The organism is Tepidibacter formicigenes DSM 15518, assembly GCF_900142235.1.
Lineage (GTDB): Bacteria > Bacillota > Clostridia > Peptostreptococcales > Peptostreptococcaceae > Tepidibacter > Tepidibacter formicigenes.
The window spans coordinates 14,228-37,667 of sequence record NZ_FRAE01000011.1; the positions used below are offsets into that span (position 1 = coordinate 14,228).

Below are 23,440 nucleotides of genomic sequence, written 5' to 3' on the forward strand. Positions count from 1 at the left end.
GATTCTCTTTTATTGATTTCATCTAATACTCGATATATATTTTTTCTCCATAATAAAATCTCATAATATACCTCTGTGAATATAAAAGTATTCATTATAATATATTCACAGGGACTAGTATAATGTCTTTAATCAAGTTACCTTACTACTTTTAGTTCAATTCTATGTCTTTTTGTTATAATAAGCATATGACCTTTATTAACTGGGTATTTATTGCTGTAAGTCCAAGCATAAATTTAGGCTTAAAATAGTTAATTATATTTTGATAATTATTTGAAATTCATCAACTACAATATAATCAAAATAATCTTTTTTAAAATATTCTTCATTTAAATATATATCTTTCCCTAATGTTTGAACTGTTGCAAATAATATATCTACATCTTTATTTCTAAGGTTATTCATAAAAAATCCTGTTTTTAAATTAGGTCTTACAGTTTTGTATGAACCACAAATTTTTTCCAAGTATTTGAATACTTTTCAAGTTCCATATCATCTACTATTATAGAGTTATTATAAAATAAATTTTCAAAAGTATTCTTGTAATAGTCAAAATCATCTTCATGTCCATTCTTAGTTATTCTGTAATTCCATTCTATACCACTAGTTAAAGCTGATTTTGGTATATTAGATAATGGAGAAGCTTTTAAATATTTAAATATTAAATTAGACAAAGAAGATCTTTTAAATAAAAGGATTGAAAAAAAGAAACTAGAGGTGGATTTGATAAAAATATAGTTCTTAAGAAAGTTTATTAATAGGAAGAGTAAATAATTTACTCTTCCTACAATTCTTTCATAATCATTATATCTTCTTTTGTTAATGTTTCTGTATCTGAATGATTAGTTCCATAAGTTCTTTTTGCATTAAATTCTTTCCCTGTATTTACATCTATAATTTTAAAAATAGTTCCTATTGAAATTATATTTGTTATCTTCTTAAACCAAGTCCAATTAGAAATTCTGTTTTTTGTAGTCCCTCTACTTACATGAGTTATTGTTTCTTCTATCTTATTTAATTCAGCTAAAGTATACTTTCCTGCTTATGCCAAATACATATTTTGAATGTAGCTAAAAAAATAAGAATACCTTTTTACAAAGCATTCTTACCTTTGCATTTTTAACCTGAACATATCCTTCCTCATTATTAAACTTAAATATATATATTCCTTCTATTTTATTATCAACCAAAATTCTTTGTACTGTTTTATTTTCCATCTTTATAACTACATATTTTTTATCCATTTATGTACTAATTTTTTCAACAAATATCATTCCTCCAATGCTAATAATTAATAATAATAAAATAATAATTATATCTCCTCTTTTCATGTTACATAACTCCTTTAACTTATTTGTTGAATATATATTATGTTTGTAGGTTTTACTACATTAGTTGATTCATATCTTCCATATAATATACAAATCAAGCTAGTATTTACTATATCTTGTTATCTATAACTTCTCTATTCCATAAAATGAAGAACAGAAGTTGCCATTACTGCCATGGCTAATAATGTGAATTTTAAAAAAACTATAAACTTTTCATAATTATTTTCTTTTTTATATTTCATTACAACCCCTCCTTATTTTTGACATCTATTGTATTAAATCCATTAAGACTGTAACATATAATGCAATACCATTTGATTATTATAAAGAGTATTAAACCCAGCATATTAAAAATATACTGGGTCTATAAATAATATTAACTATAATATTTTATAGTTTTTTTAATAAATTAAAAGCCTCTCATCATACTATTACCGTCTCCATGACACGCCTGTGATCCACCCATAGCATTGTGCATTTCTATCATCTCTTCTCTATCCATAGATTCCATCATATTTGCCATAGATTCATATCCACTTTCTCTCATTATTTCAATCATTTTTTCATAATCATCTTCAGTCATATTATTCATAAATTCATCCATAGCTTCATAATCTTTCTTTTCTAAAGCTTTTGCTGCATCTTTAAAATCATTTTTCTTCATAAGTTTAATCATTTCTTTTTCATCTAATTTTGATTCAAATCTTGCTTTGTTTTCTTCTTTAACAGGATTAGATTTTGAGCTAGCATATGCAAAGCCTGTTATACCTCCCACCATTAGAATTCCTGATAGTACAAATACAATACCTCTTTTTTTCATAATTCTCCACTCCTTTTTGTTATTTTTTATTCACCTTTATATCAAGCAATATTTATGCCATTTTTCATTTTCCTATTTTGTTCTGAAAAAGCATCTATTTGTAAAGGCATTCCTTTTTTAAGACGATTATAAATAACACCAGATATTCTACTTCTTTCTTTATCATTTGCTGCTTCCTTTTCAATTAAAGAAGCAATAGTAATAATATCATTAATACTCATATCTATTTCTTCTGCTCTTTTCTTATATTCCTCTGAAAATATTTCATTGAAACGTTTAAGCATTATATCAATTATTTTTTCTTCCTTTGCTTTTAAAGGAATATAATATGTGTCTAAAAATAAATACCCTTCCAAAGTATATAATACATTATCTTCTTTTATAATATCTTTTAAAACTTATTTTTATCAATCAAATTATTTTCTTCTAATTTAGATGCAATTTGATATATGTTATATCCTTCTGGTATATTTATAACTACATATTCTAAGTCAGGGTTTTGCAGTTTTTCTAAGAGTTCATCTAGTTTTATTTTAGGAGGAATAACATATTGACCTTTTCAAAATCTATTTAATTGTACACCTTTCCTACTTTGAATATTTTCTAAACTTCATGCATATTTAAATTATGATAGATATACTTAAAAAATCTCTAGTTTTTATTGCTAAGAATTTCTCTCTTTCTCTTATATTCTTCTTCATCTATTTCACCATTTGCATATCTTTGATTTAATATTTCCATACCACTATTACTTCTTTTGTCATTCTTCTTAATCATGTTTGCAATAAACCATACAACTCCTACAATAAGTAAAAACCTTAACCCAATATATAAAAATGTCCATGGCCCTCCTAATGTATATCCAAATCCACAATCAAACATATTTAATTCTCCCTTCTAAACTTTTTATTGTTGCTACTACAACCTGGGGTTTTTCTTTTGTATTTTCATAGTTTAAGTTTGTATTTACTATAAAGCTTTTAAGATGCTTTTACTTTTTCTTCAACACTTTTGGCTCCTGCCATTTGTGCTCTTGCATCAGCAATTCTTCCAAATACCTCTTTTTCTTGCTTCATAAATCCTTTAACAGTTTCAACAAGATTTGGAATTAAATCATATCTTCTTTGTAATTTACTTTCAATAATAGCCCATTTGCATTTACAAGACCATTATAGGAAGTAGCAAAAAATCCTCCTATAAGTGCAACTACAACTAATAGGACTATAGTTATCTTAATAAAGTTTTTCATATATATCCTCCTTATATTATTTATATATAGCAATAATAATGCCAAACATATAGTTTATTTGAAATTTCTCTACTTTTTTGTACATAATACATATACAGAACTTAAAGCCATGGCTACTTTTTCAAATAAATACTCATGATTATTTTTACTAGTTGTAGGTTTTGACACAGTTTTTGTGGCATATTGCTATATATGTAAATGTAAAAAATAATCTAATATTCATGCTTATATTAGGTGTTTTTTCAAGTTCTTTTATTTACAAGCAATTTAAACATCAAATTTTCATCAGAAGTATTACAATTAAAAAAAGTAGGGTTCTATAATAAATGTTGGGGTGCATGAAATTTATGTGCCACAACATTTTTTACATAAAAAAAACACTTGTGAAATAAATCTGCTAAAATGTTAATTGGCTAAAAAAAACATAGAAAGGAGATTTATTCACAAGTGCATAATAATTTTATCAATAAATTACTAAATTTAAAAGGGGTAAAAGTAACAAAAATTTCTCATGCAGATACTTTTATTAAAATCCATATTGAAACTAAGCCAAAAAAGCACACTTGTCCTGCTTGTGGCTCCATGACTTCTAGGATACATGATTACAGAAATCAAGTTATTAAAGATTTACCTTTTCAATTTAAACATACATATTTAATACTTAAAAAAAGAAGATATGTTTGCTCATGTGGTAAAAGATTTTATGAATCTTATGACTTTGTACCTCGATATCACCGTATGACTAACCGTTTAGTTCATTATATTTGCCAAGAACTCACTAAACTTATTAGTATAACTGAAATAGCTAAATCTGCTAATGTCTCTACTTCTACAGTTATGCGTGTCTTTAATATAATAAATTATACTAAACCTACTTTACCAAAAGTTCTTTGTATTGATGAATTTAAAGGCAATGCTGAAACTGGAAAGTATCAATGTATTCTTGTTGATGGCAAGAAAAATAGAGTTTTAGACATACTTCCTGATAGGTCTTCGAGTCATCTTGTAAGTTATTTTAAAGAGATTTCTCGTAAAGAAAGGCTTAGTGTCAAGTTCTTTGTTTGTGATATGTGGCAGCCTTATGTCGATTTAGCAAAAGCTTTTTTTCCTAATGCTGAAATTATTATTGATAAGTACCATTTTATTAGACAAGTAACTTGGGCTATAGAAAAAGTTAGAAAGCGCCTACAGAAAACTATGCCTCATAACCTTAGAAAGTATTATAAGCGCAGTAGAAAGCTAATTCTTACCCGTTACCATAAACTCAAAAATGAAAATAAAAGGGCTGTTGACTTAATGCTATTATATAATGATGACCTTCGTGTTGCTCATTCACTAAAAGAATGGTTTTATGAGATCTGTCAAAGTGATAAATATTCCTATCAAAGAACTGCTTTTAGTGAGTGGATTGAAAATGCAGAAAATTCTGGTATTCCAGAATTTCAAAAGTGTGCAGATACATTTAGAAGATGGCCTAAAGAAATAAAGAATGCTTTTAAATATGGTTATACTAACGGTCCTACTGAAGGGTTTAATAATAAAATTAAAGTTTTAAAGCGAGTGTCCTTCGGACTTAAAAATTTCCATAGATTCCGTAATAGAATTATTCATTGTACTAGTTAAAAATCAGCAAAATATCAATTAAATACCAATTCAAAACCTACATTTTAGCTAGGTTTATTAAGTGTGCCTAAAAACAAGTAGAACTTCTTATTTACATTAAAATAGGCTCAAATATAATAATGGAGCGGGATTGAAACTAATCCCACCCCAACTATTGACAAAGAGCCACAAAAAAAAATAAAAGCCGCTAGCTCTATATAACTAACGACTTTTTAATAAAATTTATTTTTAATTTTCTGTATAACCTATTATGTCTTTTACAACTTCCGATGCAATAATAAGTCCTGCAACTGATGGAACAAAAGATACACTTCCTGGAATTTGTCTTCTTTCTACACACGTTCTATCTTTATTTGAACAAATACAGTTTGTTTTACAGTCTCCACCTACAGCTTTTGGTGTTATAGGTTTTTCCTTAGAATATACAACCTTTAATTTCTTTATTCCTCTTTTTCTTAGCTCACTTCTCATTACTTTTGCTAGTGGGCACATTGATGTTTTATATACATCTGTAACTTCAAGCCTAGTTGGACTTAACTTATTTCCTGCTCCCATACAACTTATAATAGGTGTATTTTTCTTAGTGCATCTTTCTATTAAATCTAGTTTTGCAGAAACCATATCAATAGCATCTATAACATAATCATATTCATCAGAAAGTAATCTCTGGGCGCTTTCTTTATTATATAATTCTTTAAATATCTTCACTTCTACTTTAGGATTAATCTCTAACATTCTTTCTTTCATTACTTCTACTTTTGCTTTTCCAACAGTCTTTCTTGTAGCATGAATCTGTCTATTGATATTTGTAAGACAAACATCATCATCATCTACTAATATGAATCTTCCAACGCCACTTCTAACTAGTCCCTCTATTGCAAAAGTTCCTACTCCTCCTACACCAAATACTGCTACAGTACTTTTTTTTAATTTATTTAATTCTTCTGTACCAATTAGCATTTCTGTTCTAGAAAATTCATGTAACATGTTAACACCTCTTAATTTAACTTTTATATTCTTATCATTTTGATAGAAAAAAGATTATCATATTTGCTTATTTTCGTCAATACTATGTTTTTGTATTATTTATTTATATTTTTTAGATGTTCTTTATAAGTTTTACTAAATATATGTCCATTTTCTCCTAAAACATAGTATAAATAATCATGTTTTTCTGGATAAAGAGCTGCTTTAATAGAAGCTTCTCCAGGTGAAGCTATAGGCCCTGGCGGCAGACCTTTATGCAGGTAAGTATTATAGTCAGATTCTATTTTAAGGTCTTTATAAGTTAGCCTAGAAATATTCTTTTTTCCTTTTGTTATCCCATATATAACGGAAGCATCTATTTGTAAAGGCATTCCTTTTTTAAGACGATTATAAATAACCCCAGATATTCTACTTCTTTCTTTATCATTTGCTGCTTCTTTTTCAATTAAAGAAGCAATAGTAATAATATCATTAATACTCATATCTAATTCTTCTGATCTTTTCTTATATTCCTCTGAAAATATTTCATTGAAACGTTTAAACATTATATCAATTATTTTTTCTTCCTTTGCTTTTATAGGAATATAGTAGGTATCTGGAAATAAATACCCTTCTAAAGGATATAATATTTTATCTTTTTTTATTATATCTTTTCCTGTACTTAGATTTTCTAAAGTACTAAAAAACTGGTTCTTATCAATTAAGCTATTCATTTCTAATTTAGATGCAATTTGATGTATGTTATATCCTTCTGGTATAGTTATAACTACATATTCTAAGTCAGGGTTTTGTAATTTTTCTAAAAGTTCATCTAGTTTTATTTTTGGAGGAATGACATATTGACCTGTTTTTATTATTTTTTCTTTTCCTTTTAATTTTGTATATAATTCAAAGTATTTCTCCCATTTGATTATGTTATTTTTCTTTAATTTGCTAGAAACATCTCTTAAATTTGAGCCTTTTTCAATATAAATCACTGTATTTTCTTTATTTATAGTATATTGATTTTGTTTATATATAAATATTGAAACAAGCAATAATAAAAATAAAGTTACTATAAATATTTTTCTTTTATTCATTCTTCTCCCCATTCTAATATATATTTTTGACCAACTGTTTTAATTATACTACAGCTTATTTCTAATTTCATCAGGCTACATATTTTTATCATAAAAAAGCTCTAACATTATATAATATTAGAGCTAATCAGCTTTTATCTTAACAATAATCTTTAGTTTTTATTGATAAGAATTTCTCTTTTTCTCTTATATTCTTCTTCATCTATTTCACCATTTGCATATCTTTGATTTAATATTTCCATACCACTATTACTTCTTTTGTCATTCTTCTTAATCATGCTTGCAATAAACCATACAACTCCTACAATAAGTAAAAACTTTAATCCCATATATAAAAATGTCCATGGCCCTCCTAATGTATATCCAAATCCACAATCAAACATATTTAATTCTCCCTTCTAATTTTTGTATACTAAATCTCATATCAACATACCTAACATATAATCATATTATATATTCTAATTTAAAAATCTCGATCACTTCCTCCTCCCCCAGAATTTCCTCCCATACCTGAATTTCCATATTGTCCTCCATTTTCAAAATTTCCTCTTAGTAACATATTAATAAGCATGCCAATGAAAAAACCTTCAGTAAATCTATAATCTAACCATCCTAATATAAATATTACTATAACAATAAATATTTTGGTTATTAAGCTAATATTTTTTTCTTTTGTTTTTGTAGTTTCATTTTTTATTACAAAATTACTGCTTCTTGAAAAGATTACTCTATCATCATAGTCATATTCCTGATTTATACTTTGGGATATAGTGTAAAATATTTTTCCTATTCCTTCATCAAAATTTCCTAATGACAAATCTTCTGTAGCATGGTCTAATATTTCTCCTACCTTCCCATCAGGCAATGCTCCTTCTAAACCATATCCTACTTCTACTCTTATTTTTTCTTCTTTTAGTGAAAGGAGTATTAGAATTCCATTGTCTAAATCTTTGTTTCCAATTTGCCATTTTTCAAACAAATTTACAGCATAAGAACTTACATCCATTCCTTCTAAGCTTTTTATTGTTGCTACTACAACCTGAGGTTTTTCTTTTGTATTTTCATAGTTTAAATTCGTATTTACTATGAAACTTTTAAATTCTTCAGATAATACCTTTCCATAATCAGCAACATAAAATGCCTGAGTGGGTTTTGGAAAATCTTCACTTGCAAATACACTTAAAGTATTTGTTAACAAAAGTAGAAAAGCAATAAAATAAAGTAATAATCTATTTCTTTTCATAAAAATCCCACCTTTTTATGTTGCTTTAAAAGCTAACTTTTGGTGCTTCTTTCGCCTCTTTATCTGACTCAAAATATGGTATAGAATCAAATCCTAGAATACCTGCTATAATGTTTTTAGGAAAACTTTTAATTTTCTTATTATATTCTTTTACTACAATGTTATATCGATCTCTTTCTACAGAGATACGATTTTCTGTTCCAGCAAGCTCATCCATTAATCTTGTTACATTTTCATTAGATCTTAACTGAGGATAGTTCTCCATTACTACTAATAATCTGCTTAAGGCTCCTTCTAATTCATTAGATGCCTTTACTTTTTCTTCAACGCTTTTAGCTCCTGCCATTTGTGCTCTTGCATCAGCAATTCTTCCAAATACCTCTTTTTCTTGTTTCATAGATCCTTTAACAGTTTCAACAAGATTTGGAATTAAATCATATCTTCTTTGCAATTTACTTTCAATAATAGCCCACTGACCATCAATTTCTTCTTTAGCATTTACAAGACCATTATAGGAAGTAGCAAAAAATCCTCCTATAAGTGCAACTATAACTAATAGTGCTATGATTATTTTCATAAAGTTTTTCATATATGTCCTCCTTGTATTATTTTTTTCACTTTTATATATAGCAATAATAATGCCAAACATGTAGTTTATTTTAAATTTCTCTCCTTTTTTGTAGATAATATATATAGAGAGCTTAAAGCCATGGCTCATTTTCAAATAAATACTCATGATTATTTTTACTAATTGTAGGTTTTGACACAGTTTTTGTGGCATATTGTTTATTTACATCTTTATTTTACAAACTTTATTTATCATTTCATCCACTTTATCTATATTTTATTGACTTGGTATAATTTTTGCGTATAAACTTACATAGAAGGGAGTGTTTTTATGGAGAACATAGGAAAAGTTATAGAAACAAAAGATAATTTTGCAAAACTAGAAGTAAGAAGGGCAAGTGCATGTGGTGAAAAATGCTCTAGTTGTAAAGGTGGATGCAGTACTACTGGAATATATGTAAATGTAGAAAATACTTTAGACGCTAAACCTGGTGATTTTGTAAAAATAGAAACAGAAACAAAATCTATTATGAAAGTAGCATTTATAGTTTATCTGTTTCCTTTATTTATGCTTATATTAGGTATTTTTTCTAGTTTTTTTATTTACAAGCAATTTAACATCAGATTTTCATCAGAAGTATTTAGTTTTTTAGTTGGATTACTGTTTATGGGTATATCCTATATAATAATTAGAATTATAGACTTCATATATCAATCTAAAGGAAAACTCCAATATAAAATAATAAAAATAGATATATCATAGCACCTATATATATAGTACTATTAAACCCAAATTTAATAGATAAAGCTACAGCTAATAAAGATCCGATTACAGAAAAAATTCCGTTTGCCCCCCACATAAGTGGAAGTATATCTTCCTCTTTATATATATTTTTTAATTTGCTTATACCCGTTGGGAAAGGTATCCCCATTAATATACCCATAGGCAAAATTATTAAAAATCCAATTACCATTTTTTGCATCATAACATAATCATTTGTAATTTCTATTATTTTATTTAAGCTAAACCCAATAATTAAAATAGTAATTGCTGTAAATAATAAATAATAATAAGAATTGTCTGTAAATCTTTTTACATATTTATTTCCACTAATTAGACTACCTAATCCACTACTTAATAGAATACTAAATAAAATAATACTAAAAGTAAGAGATGGATTTCCAAAATATAATACCATTTTTTGTATTATTGGAATCTCTACTAGCATATATGCTATTCCTAGCCCGGTAAAATATCTAACAATTTCTTTATATTCTTTTTTCTTAAAGTATCTCTTTCTTATGGCAATCCAAATGAAAATTATACCAAAGAATACATATATAATCTCAAGAGGTAAAAATTTAGTATAATTATAGAAAAACGGACTATTGTCTTTAATTGGTTTTGCATTAAATTGAATACTACTTAACGCTTGTTTATAAGTTAGTTTTCCTTCCTTAATTAGCTTATAAAATTCATTTTCTCCACCTGGATAATGAATTATTTCTCTATTTTGCTCTTTAGAAATTTCTTTTATGTTTTTTATTTCTTCTTTAGAAAAAGGAGTATTTTTAAATAATTACTAGAGGCATAGCAACTTTATTACCATGCATATTTTTATGCTCTATGCTCACTCCATTTATAATTACAAAATAATCTGTTACCTCTTTAGGTTTTATTCCTTTATCTAAAAGAACTTCTATTCCTGTATTTACAATCTTAAGCAAATCCATATTGCTATGCATCATAAAACTTAATTTACCATTTTTACTTAAATGATTAAAATACTCATTAAAAGCTTCATAAGTATATATATAGTTTTCAGATAAAGAGTACATCGTATTTTCTACTGCATTTGTCATAACCATAGAAAGATAAATATTATCATATTTTCCCTTACTTTTTTCAATGAAATACTTTTGAAGATAGCCTCTTAATCATCTAACCCCCCATTAAATATGAAAAATTATGCAATATAGTAAAATTAAAAAATTTATCTATTATTAGAAAAACCCACGCTTAGAAAAATCGTGGGCTTTCAATTTAGCTTTTTTTACAGATACCCTTATTAATTCAACAAGACTAATCGTTATATATGACAATCTTCTTTACAATATCTTTCCACAAATTTGACACCTCTATTTTATTGAATCCTGCTTTTTTCACATTTTCTACGGTTCGTCTATTAATATTTGCCCCATATAAATTAACAACAAGTGGATTAAATACATCCATTAAAGCTCCTTGTATTTTTTTTTCACTTCTAACGTGCTCTATAAGAATTATTTTACCCCCTTTTTTACATACTCTTTTTATTTCTTTTAAACCCTTGATAGGATTTGGAACAGAACAAAAAACACATGTAGTAAATATAGTATCAAAAGTATTATCAGGAAAGTATAAATTTTGAACATCCATAAATTGTAAATCTACATTATTCTTTAACTTTTTTGCTTTTATTCTTGCTCTTTCCAGCATGTTTATACTAAAATCAATAGCAGTAATATCTAGATTATCCGGATAAAATTCTATATTCTTTCCAGTTCCAACCCCTACTTCTAGGACCTTTCCATTTAATTCTTTCATTACTTGCATTCTCCATTCTTTAAGAGACATAGCTTCCATAGGCTGTTCTAAAATATCATAAATAAAGGCTACTCTATCATATCTTTTTTTAATTTTTTCACTTAACTTATCCATATATTTTTCCTCTTTAAAACTCTTCCATTATCTAAATCTCCTGTATAAATTTTTTTCCCATCAATGGTTGTAGCAATACCATGTGAAGCAGATTCTCCTACGTTAATAATATCTACTTGTTCTTTTTTTAATACGTCAATTACAGAAATAGTTCCATCCTTTACATTGGGGATATACGCTAAAATTTGTCTATTATAATTTTTAACTAAAAAAACTACACTTATAAAAAGTATTGTAATTACTGATAAACCCAAAATTTTCCTTTTCATTTCGTATCTGCTCCTTCTCTATTTTTATTATTTTTTTATCAAATCTATTTCATTCTTATTCCAAACAAATTTTCTAGATTCTACTTTATCTAATTCTTTTATTTCAAGTTCAATATATTCTGTATTTTCATTAATAATGGATTCACCATTATATTCTTTTGGTACTTTTAAATATCCATATATATGATGTCCACTTCCCCCTACTTGTTCCCACAAAAATCCTTCTTTTACAATGAGGCCTTCACTATTTTTTATATTTACTAATTTTGCATAATCTATCCCTTCTAAATCTACAGAGTGTGTATTTAACATAACTTTAAAAACTAAATAATTTTCATCTTCTTTTTCAATATTATTAATTAGTACACCTACATCTACATTTCCTTGGTTATCCGTTCTCATAAGTTTTTCGAAATTTACTTCTTCTTTCTCTTCTAAAATTTCTTCTTCTCTTATATTTTCTTCTAAGACATTCTTATTTTGAATAAACTCATCTTCCTTAAACTTGTTTGTTAAAAAAAATAGTAAAATAAATATTGCGAACAACCCTATAATTAAAATATTTTTCTTTTTCATATTCTTTTCCCCACCTTCTATTAATTTTTATCTTCTTTCTAACTTAGCAAATTTCATACCAATATATATTACCATTTAAAATTATAGATTAATTAAAGAAATTGAATAAGTACTTGTAGCAAATCTAACATTAATTGAGTCATATTAAACAATAAAAATCGCTAGTTTTTATGACTAGCGACTTTCTAAATAAACTAAATTGAAGTTTTATTCATATTATCACTGCTATATCCAAACAAATCTACAGTTACATAATCAAAACCTATTTTCTTTAATTTTTTACCTATCTCATTCATTACATTTAAATTGAAAAGTTTTTTCATTTCATCTGGTGATACTTGAATTATTGCAATGTTTTCTTCATATCTCACTCTAAATTTTGTAAATATTATATCTCTTAAGTATTTTTCAGCTTGATCTATCATATATATCTTATTTAAAGTCACAGCCTATCCTCCTTTACTTTATGAGTAACTATAAAATGGATATTTGTAGTAAATCACTCAATTGTTGTATTATATAATAAAACTATATATTTGCACGGTAAAAAATCAGGAAAATTATTTTCCTGATTTTTTATCCTATACTTTAAATTTTCTCAATCTTAAAGCATTAGTTACTACAGATACAGAACTTAAAGCCATGGCTCCTGCTGCAAACATTGGATTAAGCTTTGGTCCACCTAGTGCATAAAATATACCTGCTGCAAGAGGTATTCCAGCAGTATTATATGCAAATGCCCAAAATAAATTTTGCCTAATATTTCGTATAGTACTTCTACTTAGTTTTATAGCAGTAACAACGTCTACTAAATCACTTTTCATAAGTACTATATCTGCTGATTCCATAGCAACATCAGTACCTGAACCAATAGCAATACCTACATCTGCCTGAGCCAAGGCTGGAGCATCGTTTATACCATCTCCAACCATAGCTACAACTTTATTTTTTTCTTGAAGCTTTTTAACTTCATTTGCCTTGTCTTCAGGAAGGATTTCTGCTAAAACCACATCTATTCCAACTTGCTTTGCAATAGCACTAGCAGTTTTCTTATTATCGCCTGTAATCATAGCAACTTCTATTCCCATTTCATGAAGCATATCTATTGCTTTTTTACTACTTTCTTTTACTACATCTGCAACAGCAATAATACCTTCTAGTTTATTGTTTATAGCCATATACATAGGTGTTTTACCTTCATTTGCAAGTTTATCAGATTCATCTTTTAAAGTCATTTGTATATTTTTATCTTTCATTAGTTTTTCATTACCTAAATATATTTTCTTATTTTCTATCTCAACTTCTATGCCATGGCCTGGTATAGCGTAGAACTTATCTAAATTTAATAAAGAAATATTTTTTTCTTCTGCTCCTCTTACAATAGCTTCTCCTAATGGATGCTCTGATCCTTTTTCAGCAGAAGCTGCCAATTGAAGTAATTCTTCTTCTGTAAAATTTCCTAATGTAATAATATTTGTAACTTTTGGCTTTCCCTCTGTTATAGTTCCTGTTTTATCAAATACAATTGTTTCTATTTTATGTGCAGTTTCAAGCGCTACCCCACTTTTAATTAAAACTCCATATTCTGCTCCTTTTCCTGTCCCAACCATTATAGCTGTTGGAGTTGCAAGTCCTAAAGCACATGGACAAGCTATAACTAAAACAGAAATAAACATAGTTAAAGAAAATACTACAGACTGACCTGAAATGTACCAAGCAACTCCTGATATTAGAGCAATAGCCATAACTATTGGAACAAAATACCCAGATATAATATCAGCAAGCTTTGCAATAGGAGCTTTACTTCCTTGTGCCTCTTCTACTAATCTTACGATTTGAGAAAGTGCTGTATCTTTTCCTACCTTAGTTGCTTTAAATTTTATTACACCATTCTTATTAATACTAGCTCCAACAACATTATCTCCTATCTTTTTTTCAACAGGAATACTTTCTCCAGTAAGCATAGATTCATCAACAGAACTATGTCCCTCTACAACTACTCCATCAACAGGAATTTTTTCTCCAGGCTTTACTAGCAATATATCTCCTACTTCTACTTCTTCAATAGATATAACTATTTCTTTATTTTCTTGAATAACAGTAGCAGTTTTTGGTTGCATTCCTACAAGTTTTTTAATAGCTTCTGAAGTCTTTCCTTTCGAGACAGCTTCTAAATATTTTCCAAGAAGTATTAAAGCTATAATAACACCTGCTGTTTCAAAATATAAATCCTTTGAATACTCCATATTTCCATTAATAATTTGATATATAGCATATATACCATAAATAATAGCTGCGCTTGTTCCTACTGCAATTAAAGAATCCATATTAGGACTTCCTTTAAATAAAGCTTTAAATCCTACAGTATAAAATTTATATCCTGCAATTATTATAGGTATTGTTAAAATAATTTGAACCAATGCAAAATTCAAAGGATTATCCATAGGTTCAATAATCTTAGGTAAAGGTAATCCTAACATATGTCCCATTGCTATATATAAAAGAGGAAGTGTAAATATAGAAGATATAACAAATTTCTTGAATAATGTTTTTATTTCTTTTTCTTTTCTTTCTTTGTCCTCATCCTTTACTAGTTCTTTTTCTATATCTAAAGGGGTATATCCAGCTTTTTTAATTGCATTTTTTATTTCTGAAATTCTTACCTTATCTGGATTATAAATCACTTTTGCTTTATTAGTAGCAATATTTACATCTACAGATTTTATCCCTTCTAATTTGTTGATAGACCTATCAACAGCTTTTGCACAAGATGCTCAAGTCATTCCCTGTATAGGTATTATAATATCTCTATTATTTTCTTCAATGCTTGCTTTATATCCAGCTTTGCTTACTGCTTCTATAATTTCTTCATAAGAAATATAATTTTCATTATATTTTACTTCCATTTTTTCTGTAGCTAAGTTTACACTAACTTCTTCTATTCCTTCTAATTTTTCTACTGCTCTTTCAACAGCCCTAGAACAAGATGCACAAGTCATTCCTCTTATATTAAAATTTTTTTCCATAGGCAATATTTCAACTCCTTTTTAAACTTAATTTTATTATTTTTATTATTAGCAATTTTTATGCCATTATTTAAAATATACTTTTATTCTAGCTTAACAGACTCACAACCTTTTTCTTTTCTAATAATTTGTAGCTTTTGACACAGCCTTTGTGTTATATAACAATAAAAAAATAGAAAGTCTTATTTGAAATGAATTTATAAAATAAGACTTTCTATTTTTTTAACTTATATTATACTTTTCCATTCTATATATAAGAGTATGTCTTGTAATACCTAATAATTTAGCAGCTTTAGTTTGGTTATTATCACACCTTTTTAGAGCTTGCATAATAAAGCTTTTTTCTACTTCTTCTAGTTTTACTCCATCTGGCGGCAAATTAAATTTAAATTCTGTATTATTTTTAGATAATATTTCTCTAGGCAAATCATTTTTATCAATTAATTCACTACTGTTTAATATGACCACTCTTTCAATTATATTTTCAAGTTCTCTTATATTTCCCTTCCAGCTATAATCAGTTAAAATATTCAAAGCATCCTTACTTATATTAATTTTTTTTCTTCCCATATCTTTGCAGTGTTTTTCTAAAAAATATTCAACTAATAATCTAATATCTTCTTTTCTTTCTCTCAATGGAGGTAGTTCTATTGGTATAACATTTAATCTGTAATATAAATCCTCTCTAAATGTTCCTTCTTCTACCATTTTCTTTAAGTCTCTATTAGTTGCTGTAATAATCCTTACATCTGCTTTTATTACTTCAGTACCTCCCACTCTCTCTATTTCTTTTTCTTGTAATACTCTTAAAAGTTTTACCTGAACAGCTAGACTTAATTCTCCTATTTCATCTAAAAATATACTTCCTCCATTTGCTCTTTCAAATCTACCTAACTTTTTACTTACTGCACCAGTAAAAGCTCCTTTATCATGACCAAAAAGTTCACTCTCAAGTAAATTTTCAGGAAGAGCACCACAGTTTACTTTTATGTAAGGCTTATCTTTCCTATGACTACTATAGTGTATAGCACTTGCTATTAATTCTTTACCTGTTCCACTTTCTCCTGTTATTAGTACTGTTGCATTACTTTTTGAAACTCTTTTAACCATGTCTAGTACTTTTTTCATTTGAGGACTCTCACCAATAATTATTTTTCCTGTACTGCTTCTTAGCTCTTGGGTTAAAAAGTTTATTTCTTCCTTCATATCTCCAATTTCAAGAGCTTTTTCTATTTGTATCTTTAACATTTCTATATCAAAAGGTTTAGAAATATAATCTAATGCCCCAAGCTTCATAGCTTCAACAGCAGATTCCATGGTACCATGAGCTGTAATCATGATAACAGGTATATTGCGGTTAATATTTTTTATTTCTTTTAGGGCATTCATTCCATCCATTTTTGGCATCTTCAAATCTAAAAGAACAAGATCAGGTTCATATAATTTGAAATTATCAACTGCTTCTAATCCATCTGATGCAGTAATAATTTTATATTCTTTCCCTTTTAAGGCTCTTTTCATTGCCCAAAGCATATTTTTCTCATCATCTGCAATTAATATCTTTTTCACTTTCTTATTCTCCTTTCTCTGATTTATCAGGAAGATATATATGTAGTTTTGTTCCTATTCCAATTTCACTTTCTACTTTTATATACCCATTATGCTCTTCTATAATTCTATGAGTAATAGAAAGACCTAGTCCTGTTCCTGTATCTTTTGTAGTATAAAAAGGTTCAAATATTTTCTCTAACTTATCCCTAGGTATACCTATTCCCTCATCTTCAAAGGATATCTTAACCCAACTATTTTCTTTTGATAAATTTATGTTAAGCTTTCCTCCCTTTGGCATAGCATGTATACAATTAAATATTATATTTATAAAGGCTTGTTTTAACTTTTCTCCATCTATTAATATATTTTTATCTTCTTCAAAAGTATAATTTATTTCTACATTATGCTGCTGTGCATATTTATTTGTAATGAGTACTATGTTTTTAATTAATTTATTTATACTTTGAGTTTTTATTTGATATACACTAGGTTTTGCAAAATCCAATAATCCTTTAATTACAGAATTTGCTCTGTCAATTTCATGAATAATAATATCAAGTCCTTCATTTATTTCTTCCTCTTCTATATTGTTATCTTTTATATCTTCTTTAATTGTTTGAGATATGGTTTTTATAATACCTAATGGATTTCGAATCTCATGGGCAACTCCAGATGCTAGCTCTCCTACAGCAGAAAGCTTATCTGCTCTTCTTACTTGACTTTCAAGTTTTTTAATTTCCGATATATCCTCAATAACAAGTACTAATCCATCTATTTTCCCTGTAATATTTTTAAGAGGATAAGCAAGTAATTTTACATCTAAATACTTATTATTTTTACTGTTACATCTAGTTTCAATATTTAACATCTTTTTATTTCCCTCAATTACTTCTATTAGCATTCCTTCTAATTTCTCATAATCAGCAAATAAAGTATCTATTTCTTTTTCAATAAAATATTCATCTAAATTAAATATTTCTCTTCCGTCTTTATTTATAGACTTTATTTTTAAATTTTTATCCACTGCAATAAGTCCATTTGTTATACTGTCTAAGATGTTTTGCGTGAAATTTTCAAGATCTGTTAATTTCTTTATTTGAATTTGTAGCATTTTTTTTCTTTTAAAATCTGATTCTGCTAAAAAACCTGTAATAATTCCTATAACAACAAACATTATAATTTCCAAAAACTGATTTAAAATAGCAATATCAAATTTCCTAAAATATAAAAACAAATGTGGTGCATAAAATATAGAGATAACTAATGAGGATAATACTCCTCCTTTTAATCTAAATTTAAAGGCAGATACAATTATAGGTATATAGTATAACCTTCTATAAAAATCGTGAATCTCCCACTTTGTAGATATAGTAAAATAGTGAAGCAAGGTTATAATAATTATTGTTATACCAATAAAGAATATATCATTTTTATTGCTTTTATTTGTCATATCATTTCTCCTTAAAATATTATTTATTATATTTTACCACTATGAAAAGTTCTTATCTATAAATAATAAGAACTCTAGCAGATAGTTTCATTACTAGAGTCCTTATTTTAGTATTTACTTACTATTTATCTTCTATTACTTTATACTCCTTTTCTTCTATCTCTACGTATTTTTCATTTTCTATCTCATAGCAATCTTTATTATTATGAGACTTTTTCATTATAACTATCATTCCAACATGCATTAAAGGACATAAAAGAAATACTAGTGATGAAAGTATCCCTCCTTTTATTCCAAATAAAGGTAACCCAGCAATTATTAATATAGGTAGCATACAGCATAACATCATTAAAATTCCATGCTTTAATAAACCTTTGTTATTTTTATCATGATTATTTTTTGAACAATTCATAAATAAATTCTCCTATTATTTTTTTGTATTAGCACTATTGCCTTTTTTGTTTAATTCACAGCAGTCTAGTTTTCCATTACCAAAATTTTCTTTATTAGCTTTTTCTAATTTTTCAAGAAATTTTTTAAACCATTTTTTCATTTTATATCTCTCCTTTTTATAATTTTTACAACGTTAAAAATATTACTATCTTTATTTGCAATAAGGGCATTTTCTCCAATTTATATCAATTAATCTTTTGCAATTTTCACATTCTTTTTTTAATCTTTCTTTACAATTTGGACAATAAATATATTCTTCTTTTACTTTATATCCGCAACTTGTACATTTTTTCACATCTTCTTCAAAGCATGTACAAAGTTTATATTCTTTTATAAAAAAATATACTATTATTATTAACATAATCAACAATAAAATCATCATATATGTGCCTCATCTCCTTTCAATATATCTTTTCCACAATAAGGATATATTTTCCATGTTTTATCTATAGTCATTTTGCAAAAATAACAGGTTTTATGAATTTTTTTATTAAATCCTCTAAAATTTCAATCCTTCAATAAAATATTTGAAAATTTCGAACAACTAGAATATAAGTTTCATGTACAGGTCTATTTAGTATATACTAGTCCTCATTATCTATAATTTCTCTACTTCATAAAATAAAGAACAGAAGTTGCCATTACTGTCATGGCTAATAATGTAAATTTAAAAAATCCTATGACCTTTTTATAATTACTTTCTTTTTGATATTCCATTACAATTCCTCCTTATTTTTAGCGTATATTGTATTAAATCTACTAAAGACTGCGGCATACGATTCAATTCACTTAATTATTGTAAAGAGCATTAAACCCAGCATATTAAAAATATACTGGATCTATAAATAACATTAACTCTAATATTTCATAGTTTTTTTAATAAATTAAAAACCTCCCATCATATTATTACCTTCTCCATGGCACGCCTGTGCTCCACCCATAGCATTATACATTTCTATCATCTCTTCTCTATCCATAGATTCCATCATGTTTGCCATAAATTCATATCCACCTTCTCTCATTGTTTTAATCATGTTTTGATAATCCTCTTCAGTCATGTTATTCATAAATTCATCCATAGCTTCATAATCTTCCTTTTCCAAAGCTTTTGCTGTATCTTTAAAATCATTTTTCTTCATAAGCTTAATCATTTCTTTTTCATCTAATTTCGATTCAATTCTTGCTTGATTTTCTTCTTTAACAGGATTAGGTTTTGAGCTAGCATATGCAAACCCTGTTATACCTCCCACCATTAAAACTCCTGATAGTACAAATACAATACCTCTTTTTTTCATAATTCTCGACTCCTTTTTATTATTTTTTTATTTACCTTTATATAAAGCAATATCTATGCCAGTTTTAACTTTTTATAATTAATGAATATAGTAATAAAATAAAGTTCCTGCTACACCAATAAATACAATAAGCACGTACTCTATAAGAGAAACCTTAATTTTATTTTTTTTACTGTTTTTATAACTTATAGTGTTGTTTTTTATTTTACTATTAATATCAACCACATCAACTTCTCTCCTTTATATAATTTTCATAAATTATTATAAATCAATAGCATTCTTTCTTTCTTCTTCACTTATCAATGGCTTAATATTCTTGTTTTTGTCTACATTTATTCTTTCATCATTATTTGAATGATTCATATGTCCACCACAACATCCACCTCTTTTAAACATTTGATACATGGCAAAGCCAATTAAAATAATATAAATAACTCTAAGTATAAGAATCATATAAAACACTCCTTCCTATCTTGTTTATAAATCATAATTTTTTAAAATATTTTTATTTTACCTACTTAACTATTCAAGCAATATTGATGCCACTTTTCATATTTTATATGAAATATCAAATAATATTTTTCATTTTATTATTTTAATCTGAAAAAACTTAATTAATAAACACATAAAATATTTACTAAATTACTAACTTAATTTTAAAATCTCAATTGATATGACACAATTTATGAGCGATTTAACACAGTAGAGAATTTAATAAGGATTATATATACAAAAAAATAAAGGTCGCTAGCTCTATATAACTAACGACTTTTTAATAAAATTTATTTTTAATTTTCTGTATAACCTATTATGTCTTTTACAACTTCCGATGCAATAATAAGTCCTGCAACTGATGGAACAAAAGATACACTTCCTGGAATTTGTCTTCTTTCTACACACGTTCTATCTTTATTTGAACAAATACAGTTTGTTTTACAGTCTCCACCTACAGCTTTTGGTGTTATAGGTTTTTCCTTAGAATATACAACCTTTAATTTCTTTATCTCTCTTTTTCTTAGCTTACTTCTCATTACTTTTACTAGTGGGCACATTTATGTTTTATATATATCTGTAACTTCAAGCCTAGTTGGACTTAACTTATTTCCTGCTCCCATACAACTTATAATAGGTATTTTTTAGTGCATCTTTCTATTAAATCTAGTTTTGCAGAAAGCATATCAATAGCATCTATAACATAATCATATTTATCAGAAAGACTACTTGAAAAGATTACTCTATCATCATAGTCATATTCCTGATTTATATTTTGGGATATAGTATAAAATATTTTTCCTATTCCTTCATCAAAATTTCCTAATGACAAATCTTCTGTAGCATGGTCTAATTTTTCATAGTTTAAATTCGTATTTACTATGAAATTTTTATTTTCTTATTATATTCTTTTACTATTTTCTAGTAACCCTACTTAACAAAACTCCCCTTTATAACCTTCTTATCCCTCAACTACTAAAAGTTCTTTTCCTTCAAATGCAATTCCTAGCTCTATTATGTTTTCAATTCCCATATCCAATAATTCCTGTTTATAATTCTTATCTTTTATTTGCGCTATTGCTTTATCAGCTGCAATTTCCAATGTTTCTTTTCTTCTTTTATTTACTTTCTTAAACTCCATAATTATCCCTAGTTTATTTCTATCTTTTGGAATTAATGCTACATCATATCTTCCATATCCACTTTCTCTATTTGACTTTACTTCATATTCCTCATTTAACGCTACTAAAATTCCAAGCACAAATGCATGATAGAACTTTTCACTTTCCTCTATATCAAAATAGCTTGCACTTTTTATTATATACTCACTAAATATATCTTCAAATGTTTCTATATCTCCTGTTGTCAAGCTTTTTAGCATATAATTAAATTTTTCATTATTAATGCTTTCTTTAAACCAAGACAATATTATTTCTTCATATAGATATTTTACTTCAAAATTTGGTATTTCTAATGTACAAAAACTTCTTCCCATTTTTAAATTTTCATTTATAACTTTTAAATACCCGCTAAAAAGTAAAAAACTCCATACATTTTCCGATCCATTTTCTACATCATTCATCACTATATCTTCATTTATTTGTTTTACAATAGTTTTCCCTTTTATCAAATCTTCAAGTTCTTTTTTTACTGTTTCTCCTGCTTTTGTCAATACTATTTTTACTAAATCATTACTACTCGTATTCACCCAATAAGGCCTAAATCCCTTTTCATGATTTTTTACATAATTTAGTATTGACCATGGATTGTATATTACATTTTCCCCGAATATATATCCATTATACCATTTTCTAACTTCATCCATTTCAAACTCTATATTATAATGCTTTAATATTTCTTCTACTTCACTTTCTAAAAAACCAAACTTATCACTATAATGATTTTTCAGTATGGTAAAAACTTCTAAATTATTAAGTCCTGAAAATATACTTTCTTTTGCTACTCTTAATATTCCAGTAAGCACTCCCTTTTGCAAATACTCATTATCTTTAAGAACACCACTCAAAAAATTCCTCATAAATTCTATTATTTCTTTATAGTATCCACTTAAATATCCGCTTTGTATTGGTGTATCATATTCATCTATTAACACAATTGTTTTTTGATTATAATATTCACTTAAAAACTTACTTAAATTTTTAAAACTTGTTTCATATTCAACTTGAGATGCTCTCTTATATAATATGTTTTTAAAATATATTTCATCTTCTTCATTTAAAAATTCTTCTTCATTTAAAAATTGACTTTCTATCAAATACCTATGTCTTGAATATTCTTTCGATATAATTTCTTTCATCTTTTCATAACACTTTTCAAAACTTCCATCTTTCACATCTTTAAATGTTAGATATATAACTGGGTATTTCCCCTGCATATCCATTATATCTTTATACTTATTTACCTCTAGATTTTCAAATAAATATTTATTATCTTCATCATTTTTCTCAAAAAAATATTTAAACATGCTCATATTAAGTGTCTTCCCAAAACGCCTAGGTCTTGGAAGGAGTATTACTTCCGAACCATCATCTATTATTTCCTTTATAAACAAACTTTTATCCACATAGTAATAATTTTCAGTTATCAATTTTTTAAAATCACTTACTCTTATTGGTACTTTCTTCATGAATTTCTCTCCTCTAATTTAAGGTTATTACCTATTATATCATAACCTATCATCATTAATCCATTTCTCAAAATCAATCCT

31 protein-coding genes and 1 pseudogene are annotated in these 23,440 nt (G+C 26.7%); 2 read left to right on the forward strand and 30 right to left on the reverse strand.

Annotation, left to right across the window (positions count from 1 at the left end; translation table 11 throughout):
• Window positions 1–255 precede the first annotated feature (255 nt).
• From BUA77_RS14655 to BUA77_RS14115, 8 genes are all read right to left on the reverse strand, one after another.
• Entirely contained in the window at window positions 256–405 is a 150-nt protein-coding gene (locus BUA77_RS14655; RefSeq protein WP_159428933.1) for a DEAD/DEAH box helicase family protein, read from the reverse strand.
• Between the two features lie 26 nt (window positions 406–431).
• Entirely contained in the window at window positions 432–674 is a 243-nt protein-coding gene (locus tag BUA77_RS14660) for a phospholipase D-like domain-containing protein (protein ID WP_072887236.1), read from the reverse strand.
• A gap of 396 nt (window positions 675–1,070) precedes the next feature.
• On the reverse strand, window positions 1,071–1,217 hold the full coding sequence (locus BUA77_RS13685; protein ID WP_159428934.1) for a hypothetical protein: 147 nt from the start codon (window positions 1,215–1,217) through the stop codon (window positions 1,071–1,073).
• A gap of 523 nt (window positions 1,218–1,740) precedes the next feature.
• Window positions 1,741–2,151, reverse strand: coding sequence for a hypothetical protein (locus BUA77_RS03150; RefSeq protein ID WP_072887237.1), 411 nt, complete (start codon window positions 2,149–2,151; stop codon window positions 1,741–1,743).
• A 41-nt stretch (window positions 2,152–2,192) separates the two neighbouring features.
• Entirely contained in the window at window positions 2,193–2,537 is a 345-nt protein-coding gene (locus BUA77_RS03155; protein WP_084605454.1) for an endolytic transglycosylase MltG, read from the reverse strand.
• Between the two features lie 265 nt (window positions 2,538–2,802).
• Window positions 2,803–3,033: an SHOCT domain-containing protein gene (locus tag BUA77_RS03160; protein ID WP_072887239.1), complete on the reverse strand. Its 231-nt coding sequence runs from the start codon at window positions 3,031–3,033 to the stop codon at window positions 2,803–2,805.
• A gap of 98 nt (window positions 3,034–3,131) precedes the next feature.
• A complete protein-coding gene (locus BUA77_RS14110) occupies window positions 3,132–3,296 on the reverse strand; it encodes a LemA family protein (RefSeq protein WP_200773913.1) in 165 nt (54 codons plus the stop codon).
• Entirely contained in the window at window positions 3,260–3,400 is a 141-nt protein-coding gene (locus BUA77_RS14115) for a hypothetical protein (RefSeq protein ID WP_200773910.1), read from the reverse strand. Before BUA77_RS14115 ends, BUA77_RS14110 begins: the two co-directional genes overlap by 37 nt.
• Before the next feature lie 447 nt (window positions 3,401–3,847).
• On the opposite strand from BUA77_RS14115, the gene BUA77_RS03170 reads away from it, so the two are divergent.
• A complete protein-coding gene (locus BUA77_RS03170; RefSeq protein WP_072887240.1) occupies window positions 3,848–5,023 on the forward strand; it encodes an ISL3 family transposase in 1,176 nt (391 codons plus the stop codon).
• A 228-nt stretch (window positions 5,024–5,251) separates the two neighbouring features.
• Here BUA77_RS03170 and BUA77_RS03175 read toward each other — a convergent pair whose 3' ends face one another.
• From BUA77_RS03175 to BUA77_RS03195, 5 genes are all read right to left on the reverse strand, one after another.
• Window positions 5,252–6,010 (reverse strand): tRNA threonylcarbamoyladenosine dehydratase, encoded by a 759-nt coding sequence (locus BUA77_RS03175; RefSeq protein WP_072887241.1) that lies wholly within the window; start codon window positions 6,008–6,010, stop codon window positions 5,252–5,254.
• A gap of 95 nt (window positions 6,011–6,105) precedes the next feature.
• A complete protein-coding gene (mltG, locus tag BUA77_RS03180; protein ID WP_159428935.1) occupies window positions 6,106–7,089 on the reverse strand; it encodes an endolytic transglycosylase MltG in 984 nt (327 codons plus the stop codon).
• Window positions 7,090–7,241: 152 nt separating this feature from the next.
• A complete protein-coding gene (locus BUA77_RS03185; RefSeq protein ID WP_072887243.1) occupies window positions 7,242–7,472 on the reverse strand; it encodes an SHOCT domain-containing protein in 231 nt (76 codons plus the stop codon).
• A gap of 80 nt (window positions 7,473–7,552) precedes the next feature.
• On the reverse strand, window positions 7,553–8,332 hold the full coding sequence (locus BUA77_RS03190; RefSeq protein WP_072887244.1) for a TPM domain-containing protein: 780 nt from the start codon (window positions 8,330–8,332) through the stop codon (window positions 7,553–7,555).
• Window positions 8,333–8,357: 25 nt separating this feature from the next.
• Window positions 8,358–8,921, reverse strand: coding sequence for a LemA family protein (locus BUA77_RS03195; protein WP_072887246.1), 564 nt, complete (start codon window positions 8,919–8,921; stop codon window positions 8,358–8,360).
• Window positions 8,922–9,230: 309 nt separating this feature from the next.
• Between BUA77_RS03195 and BUA77_RS03200 the strand changes: the two genes are divergently transcribed.
• Entirely contained in the window at window positions 9,231–9,662 is a 432-nt protein-coding gene (locus BUA77_RS03200) for a SoxR reducing system RseC family protein (RefSeq protein ID WP_072887248.1), read from the forward strand.
• On the opposite strand, the gene BUA77_RS03205 is transcribed toward BUA77_RS03200, so the two are convergent.
• From BUA77_RS03205 to BUA77_RS03275, 17 genes and pseudogenes are all read right to left on the reverse strand, one after another.
• The gene (locus BUA77_RS03205; RefSeq protein WP_072887250.1) at window positions 9,616–10,128 is read right to left on the reverse strand and encodes a spermidine synthase family protein; all 513 of its coding nucleotides are present in this window, start codon (window positions 10,126–10,128) and stop codon (window positions 9,616–9,618) included. The genes BUA77_RS03200 and BUA77_RS03205 overlap by 47 nt on opposite strands.
• Window positions 10,129–10,471: 343 nt before the next feature.
• Complete coding sequence (locus BUA77_RS03210) at window positions 10,472–10,768, reverse strand: hypothetical protein (protein WP_159428936.1); 297 nt, start codon at window positions 10,766–10,768, stop codon at window positions 10,472–10,474.
• Window positions 10,769–10,982: 214 nt separating this feature from the next.
• Window positions 10,983–11,600, reverse strand: a complete 618-nt coding sequence (locus BUA77_RS03215; protein ID WP_072887254.1) for a class I SAM-dependent methyltransferase — start codon at window positions 11,598–11,600, stop codon at window positions 10,983–10,985.
• A complete protein-coding gene (locus BUA77_RS03220) occupies window positions 11,588–11,869 on the reverse strand; it encodes a YncE family protein (protein ID WP_072887256.1) in 282 nt (93 codons plus the stop codon). Before BUA77_RS03220 ends, BUA77_RS03215 begins: the two co-directional genes overlap by 13 nt.
• A gap of 27 nt (window positions 11,870–11,896) precedes the next feature.
• Complete coding sequence (locus tag BUA77_RS03225; RefSeq protein WP_072887258.1) at window positions 11,897–12,445, reverse strand: hypothetical protein; 549 nt, start codon at window positions 12,443–12,445, stop codon at window positions 11,897–11,899.
• Between the two features lie 194 nt (window positions 12,446–12,639).
• A complete protein-coding gene (locus BUA77_RS03230) occupies window positions 12,640–12,891 on the reverse strand; it encodes an adenine nucleotide alpha-hydrolase family protein (protein ID WP_072887261.1) in 252 nt (83 codons plus the stop codon).
• A 135-nt stretch (window positions 12,892–13,026) separates the two neighbouring features.
• A complete protein-coding gene (locus tag BUA77_RS03235) occupies window positions 13,027–15,471 on the reverse strand; it encodes a heavy metal translocating P-type ATPase (protein ID WP_278280549.1) in 2,445 nt (814 codons plus the stop codon).
• A 222-nt stretch (window positions 15,472–15,693) separates the two neighbouring features.
• Window positions 15,694–17,040 (reverse strand): sigma-54-dependent transcriptional regulator, encoded by a 1,347-nt coding sequence (locus BUA77_RS03240; protein WP_072887263.1) that lies wholly within the window; start codon window positions 17,038–17,040, stop codon window positions 15,694–15,696.
• A gap of 4 nt (window positions 17,041–17,044) precedes the next feature.
• On the reverse strand, window positions 17,045–18,472 hold the full coding sequence (locus BUA77_RS03245; RefSeq protein WP_072887265.1) for a two-component system sensor histidine kinase NtrB: 1,428 nt from the start codon (window positions 18,470–18,472) through the stop codon (window positions 17,045–17,047).
• A 121-nt stretch (window positions 18,473–18,593) separates the two neighbouring features.
• The gene (locus tag BUA77_RS03250) at window positions 18,594–18,884 is read right to left on the reverse strand and encodes a hypothetical protein (protein WP_072887267.1); all 291 of its coding nucleotides are present in this window, start codon (window positions 18,882–18,884) and stop codon (window positions 18,594–18,596) included.
• Window positions 18,885–18,899: 15 nt separating this feature from the next.
• A complete protein-coding gene (locus tag BUA77_RS14525; protein WP_278280550.1) occupies window positions 18,900–19,025 on the reverse strand; it encodes an LDCC motif putative metal-binding protein in 126 nt (41 codons plus the stop codon).
• A gap of 51 nt (window positions 19,026–19,076) precedes the next feature.
• A complete protein-coding gene (locus BUA77_RS03255) occupies window positions 19,077–19,307 on the reverse strand; it encodes a zinc ribbon domain-containing protein (RefSeq protein ID WP_084605456.1) in 231 nt (76 codons plus the stop codon).
• A 502-nt stretch (window positions 19,308–19,809) separates the two neighbouring features.
• Window positions 19,810–20,220 carry a hypothetical protein gene (locus tag BUA77_RS03260; protein ID WP_072887271.1) on the reverse strand — a complete coding sequence of 137 codons (411 nt, stop codon included), beginning with the start codon at window positions 20,218–20,220 and terminating at the stop codon, window positions 19,810–19,812.
• A gap of 78 nt (window positions 20,221–20,298) precedes the next feature.
• Window positions 20,299–20,445 (reverse strand): hypothetical protein, encoded by a 147-nt coding sequence (locus BUA77_RS13695; RefSeq protein ID WP_159428937.1) that lies wholly within the window; start codon window positions 20,443–20,445, stop codon window positions 20,299–20,301.
• Between the two features lie 36 nt (window positions 20,446–20,481).
• The gene (locus tag BUA77_RS03265) at window positions 20,482–20,673 is read right to left on the reverse strand and encodes a hypothetical protein (RefSeq protein ID WP_072887273.1); all 192 of its coding nucleotides are present in this window, start codon (window positions 20,671–20,673) and stop codon (window positions 20,482–20,484) included.
• 335 nt (window positions 20,674–21,008) lie between these two features.
• A pseudogene (locus tag BUA77_RS14790) lies at window positions 21,009–21,436 on the reverse strand (tRNA threonylcarbamoyladenosine dehydratase); the annotation flags it as partial.
• A gap of 237 nt (window positions 21,437–21,673) precedes the next feature.
• Window positions 21,674–23,359, reverse strand: coding sequence for an AAA family ATPase (locus BUA77_RS03275; protein WP_072887276.1), 1,686 nt, complete (start codon window positions 23,357–23,359; stop codon window positions 21,674–21,676).
• Window positions 23,360–23,440: the final 81 nt, after the last annotated feature.

What these genes read in the sequence shown, in the direction of transcription:
- BUA77_RS14655 (WP_159428933.1), bottom strand. Translation starts at nt 405, where the DNA reads ATGAATAACCTTAGAAATAAAGATGTAGATATATTATTTGCAACAGTT.
- BUA77_RS13685 (WP_159428934.1), bottom strand. Translation starts at nt 1,217, where the DNA reads ATGGAAAATAAAACAGTACAAAGAATTTTGGTTGATAATAAAATAGAA.
- BUA77_RS03150 (WP_072887237.1), bottom strand. Translation starts at nt 2,151, where the DNA reads ATGAAAAAAAGAGGTATTGTATTTGTACTATCAGGAATTCTAATGGTG.
- BUA77_RS03160 (WP_072887239.1), bottom strand. Translation starts at nt 3,033, where the DNA reads ATGTTTGATTGTGGATTTGGATATACATTAGGAGGGCCATGGACATTT.
- BUA77_RS14115 (WP_200773910.1), bottom strand. Translation starts at nt 3,400, where the DNA reads ATGAAAAACTTTATTAAGATAACTATAGTCCTATTAGTTGTAGTTGCA.
- BUA77_RS03175 (WP_072887241.1), bottom strand. Translation starts at nt 6,010, where the DNA reads ATGTTACATGAATTTTCTAGAACAGAAATGCTAATTGGTACAGAAGAA.
- mltG (WP_159428935.1), bottom strand. Translation starts at nt 7,089, where the DNA reads ATGAATAAAAGAAAAATATTTATAGTAACTTTATTTTTATTATTGCTT.
- BUA77_RS03185 (WP_072887243.1), bottom strand. Translation starts at nt 7,472, where the DNA reads ATGTTTGATTGTGGATTTGGATATACATTAGGAGGGCCATGGACATTT.
- BUA77_RS03190 (WP_072887244.1), bottom strand. Translation starts at nt 8,332, where the DNA reads ATGAAAAGAAATAGATTATTACTTTATTTTATTGCTTTTCTACTTTTG.
- BUA77_RS03195 (WP_072887246.1), bottom strand. Translation starts at nt 8,921, where the DNA reads ATGAAAAACTTTATGAAAATAATCATAGCACTATTAGTTATAGTTGCA.
- BUA77_RS03200 (WP_072887248.1), top strand. Translation starts at nt 9,231, where the DNA reads ATGGAGAACATAGGAAAAGTTATAGAAACAAAAGATAATTTTGCAAAA.
- BUA77_RS03205 (WP_072887250.1), bottom strand. Translation starts at nt 10,128, where the DNA reads ATGCTAGTAGAGATTCCAATAATACAAAAAATGGTATTATATTTTGGA.
- BUA77_RS03210 (WP_159428936.1), bottom strand. Translation starts at nt 10,768, where the DNA reads ATGGTTATGACAAATGCAGTAGAAAATACGATGTACTCTTTATCTGAA.
- BUA77_RS03215 (WP_072887254.1), bottom strand. Translation starts at nt 11,600, where the DNA reads ATGGATAAGTTAAGTGAAAAAATTAAAAAAAGATATGATAGAGTAGCC.
- BUA77_RS03220 (WP_072887256.1), bottom strand. Translation starts at nt 11,869, where the DNA reads ATGAAAAGGAAAATTTTGGGTTTATCAGTAATTACAATACTTTTTATA.
- BUA77_RS03225 (WP_072887258.1), bottom strand. Translation starts at nt 12,445, where the DNA reads ATGAAAAAGAAAAATATTTTAATTATAGGGTTGTTCGCAATATTTATT.
- BUA77_RS03245 (WP_072887265.1), bottom strand. Translation starts at nt 18,472, where the DNA reads ATGACAAATAAAAGCAATAAAAATGATATATTCTTTATTGGTATAACA.
- BUA77_RS03250 (WP_072887267.1), bottom strand. Translation starts at nt 18,884, where the DNA reads ATGAATTGTTCAAAAAATAATCATGATAAAAATAACAAAGGTTTATTA.
- BUA77_RS14525 (WP_278280550.1), bottom strand. Translation starts at nt 19,025, where the DNA reads ATGAAAAAATGGTTTAAAAAATTTCTTGAAAAATTAGAAAAAGCTAAT.
- BUA77_RS03255 (WP_084605456.1), bottom strand. Translation starts at nt 19,307, where the DNA reads ATGATGATTTTATTGTTGATTATGTTAATAATAATAGTATATTTTTTT.
- BUA77_RS03260 (WP_072887271.1), bottom strand. Translation starts at nt 20,220, where the DNA reads ATGAAAAAAAGAGGTATTGTATTTGTACTATCAGGAGTTTTAATGGTG.
- BUA77_RS03265 (WP_072887273.1), bottom strand. Translation starts at nt 20,673, where the DNA reads ATGATTCTTATACTTAGAGTTATTTATATTATTTTAATTGGCTTTGCC.
- BUA77_RS03275 (WP_072887276.1), bottom strand. Translation starts at nt 23,359, where the DNA reads ATGAAGAAAGTACCAATAAGAGTAAGTGATTTTAAAAAATTGATAACT.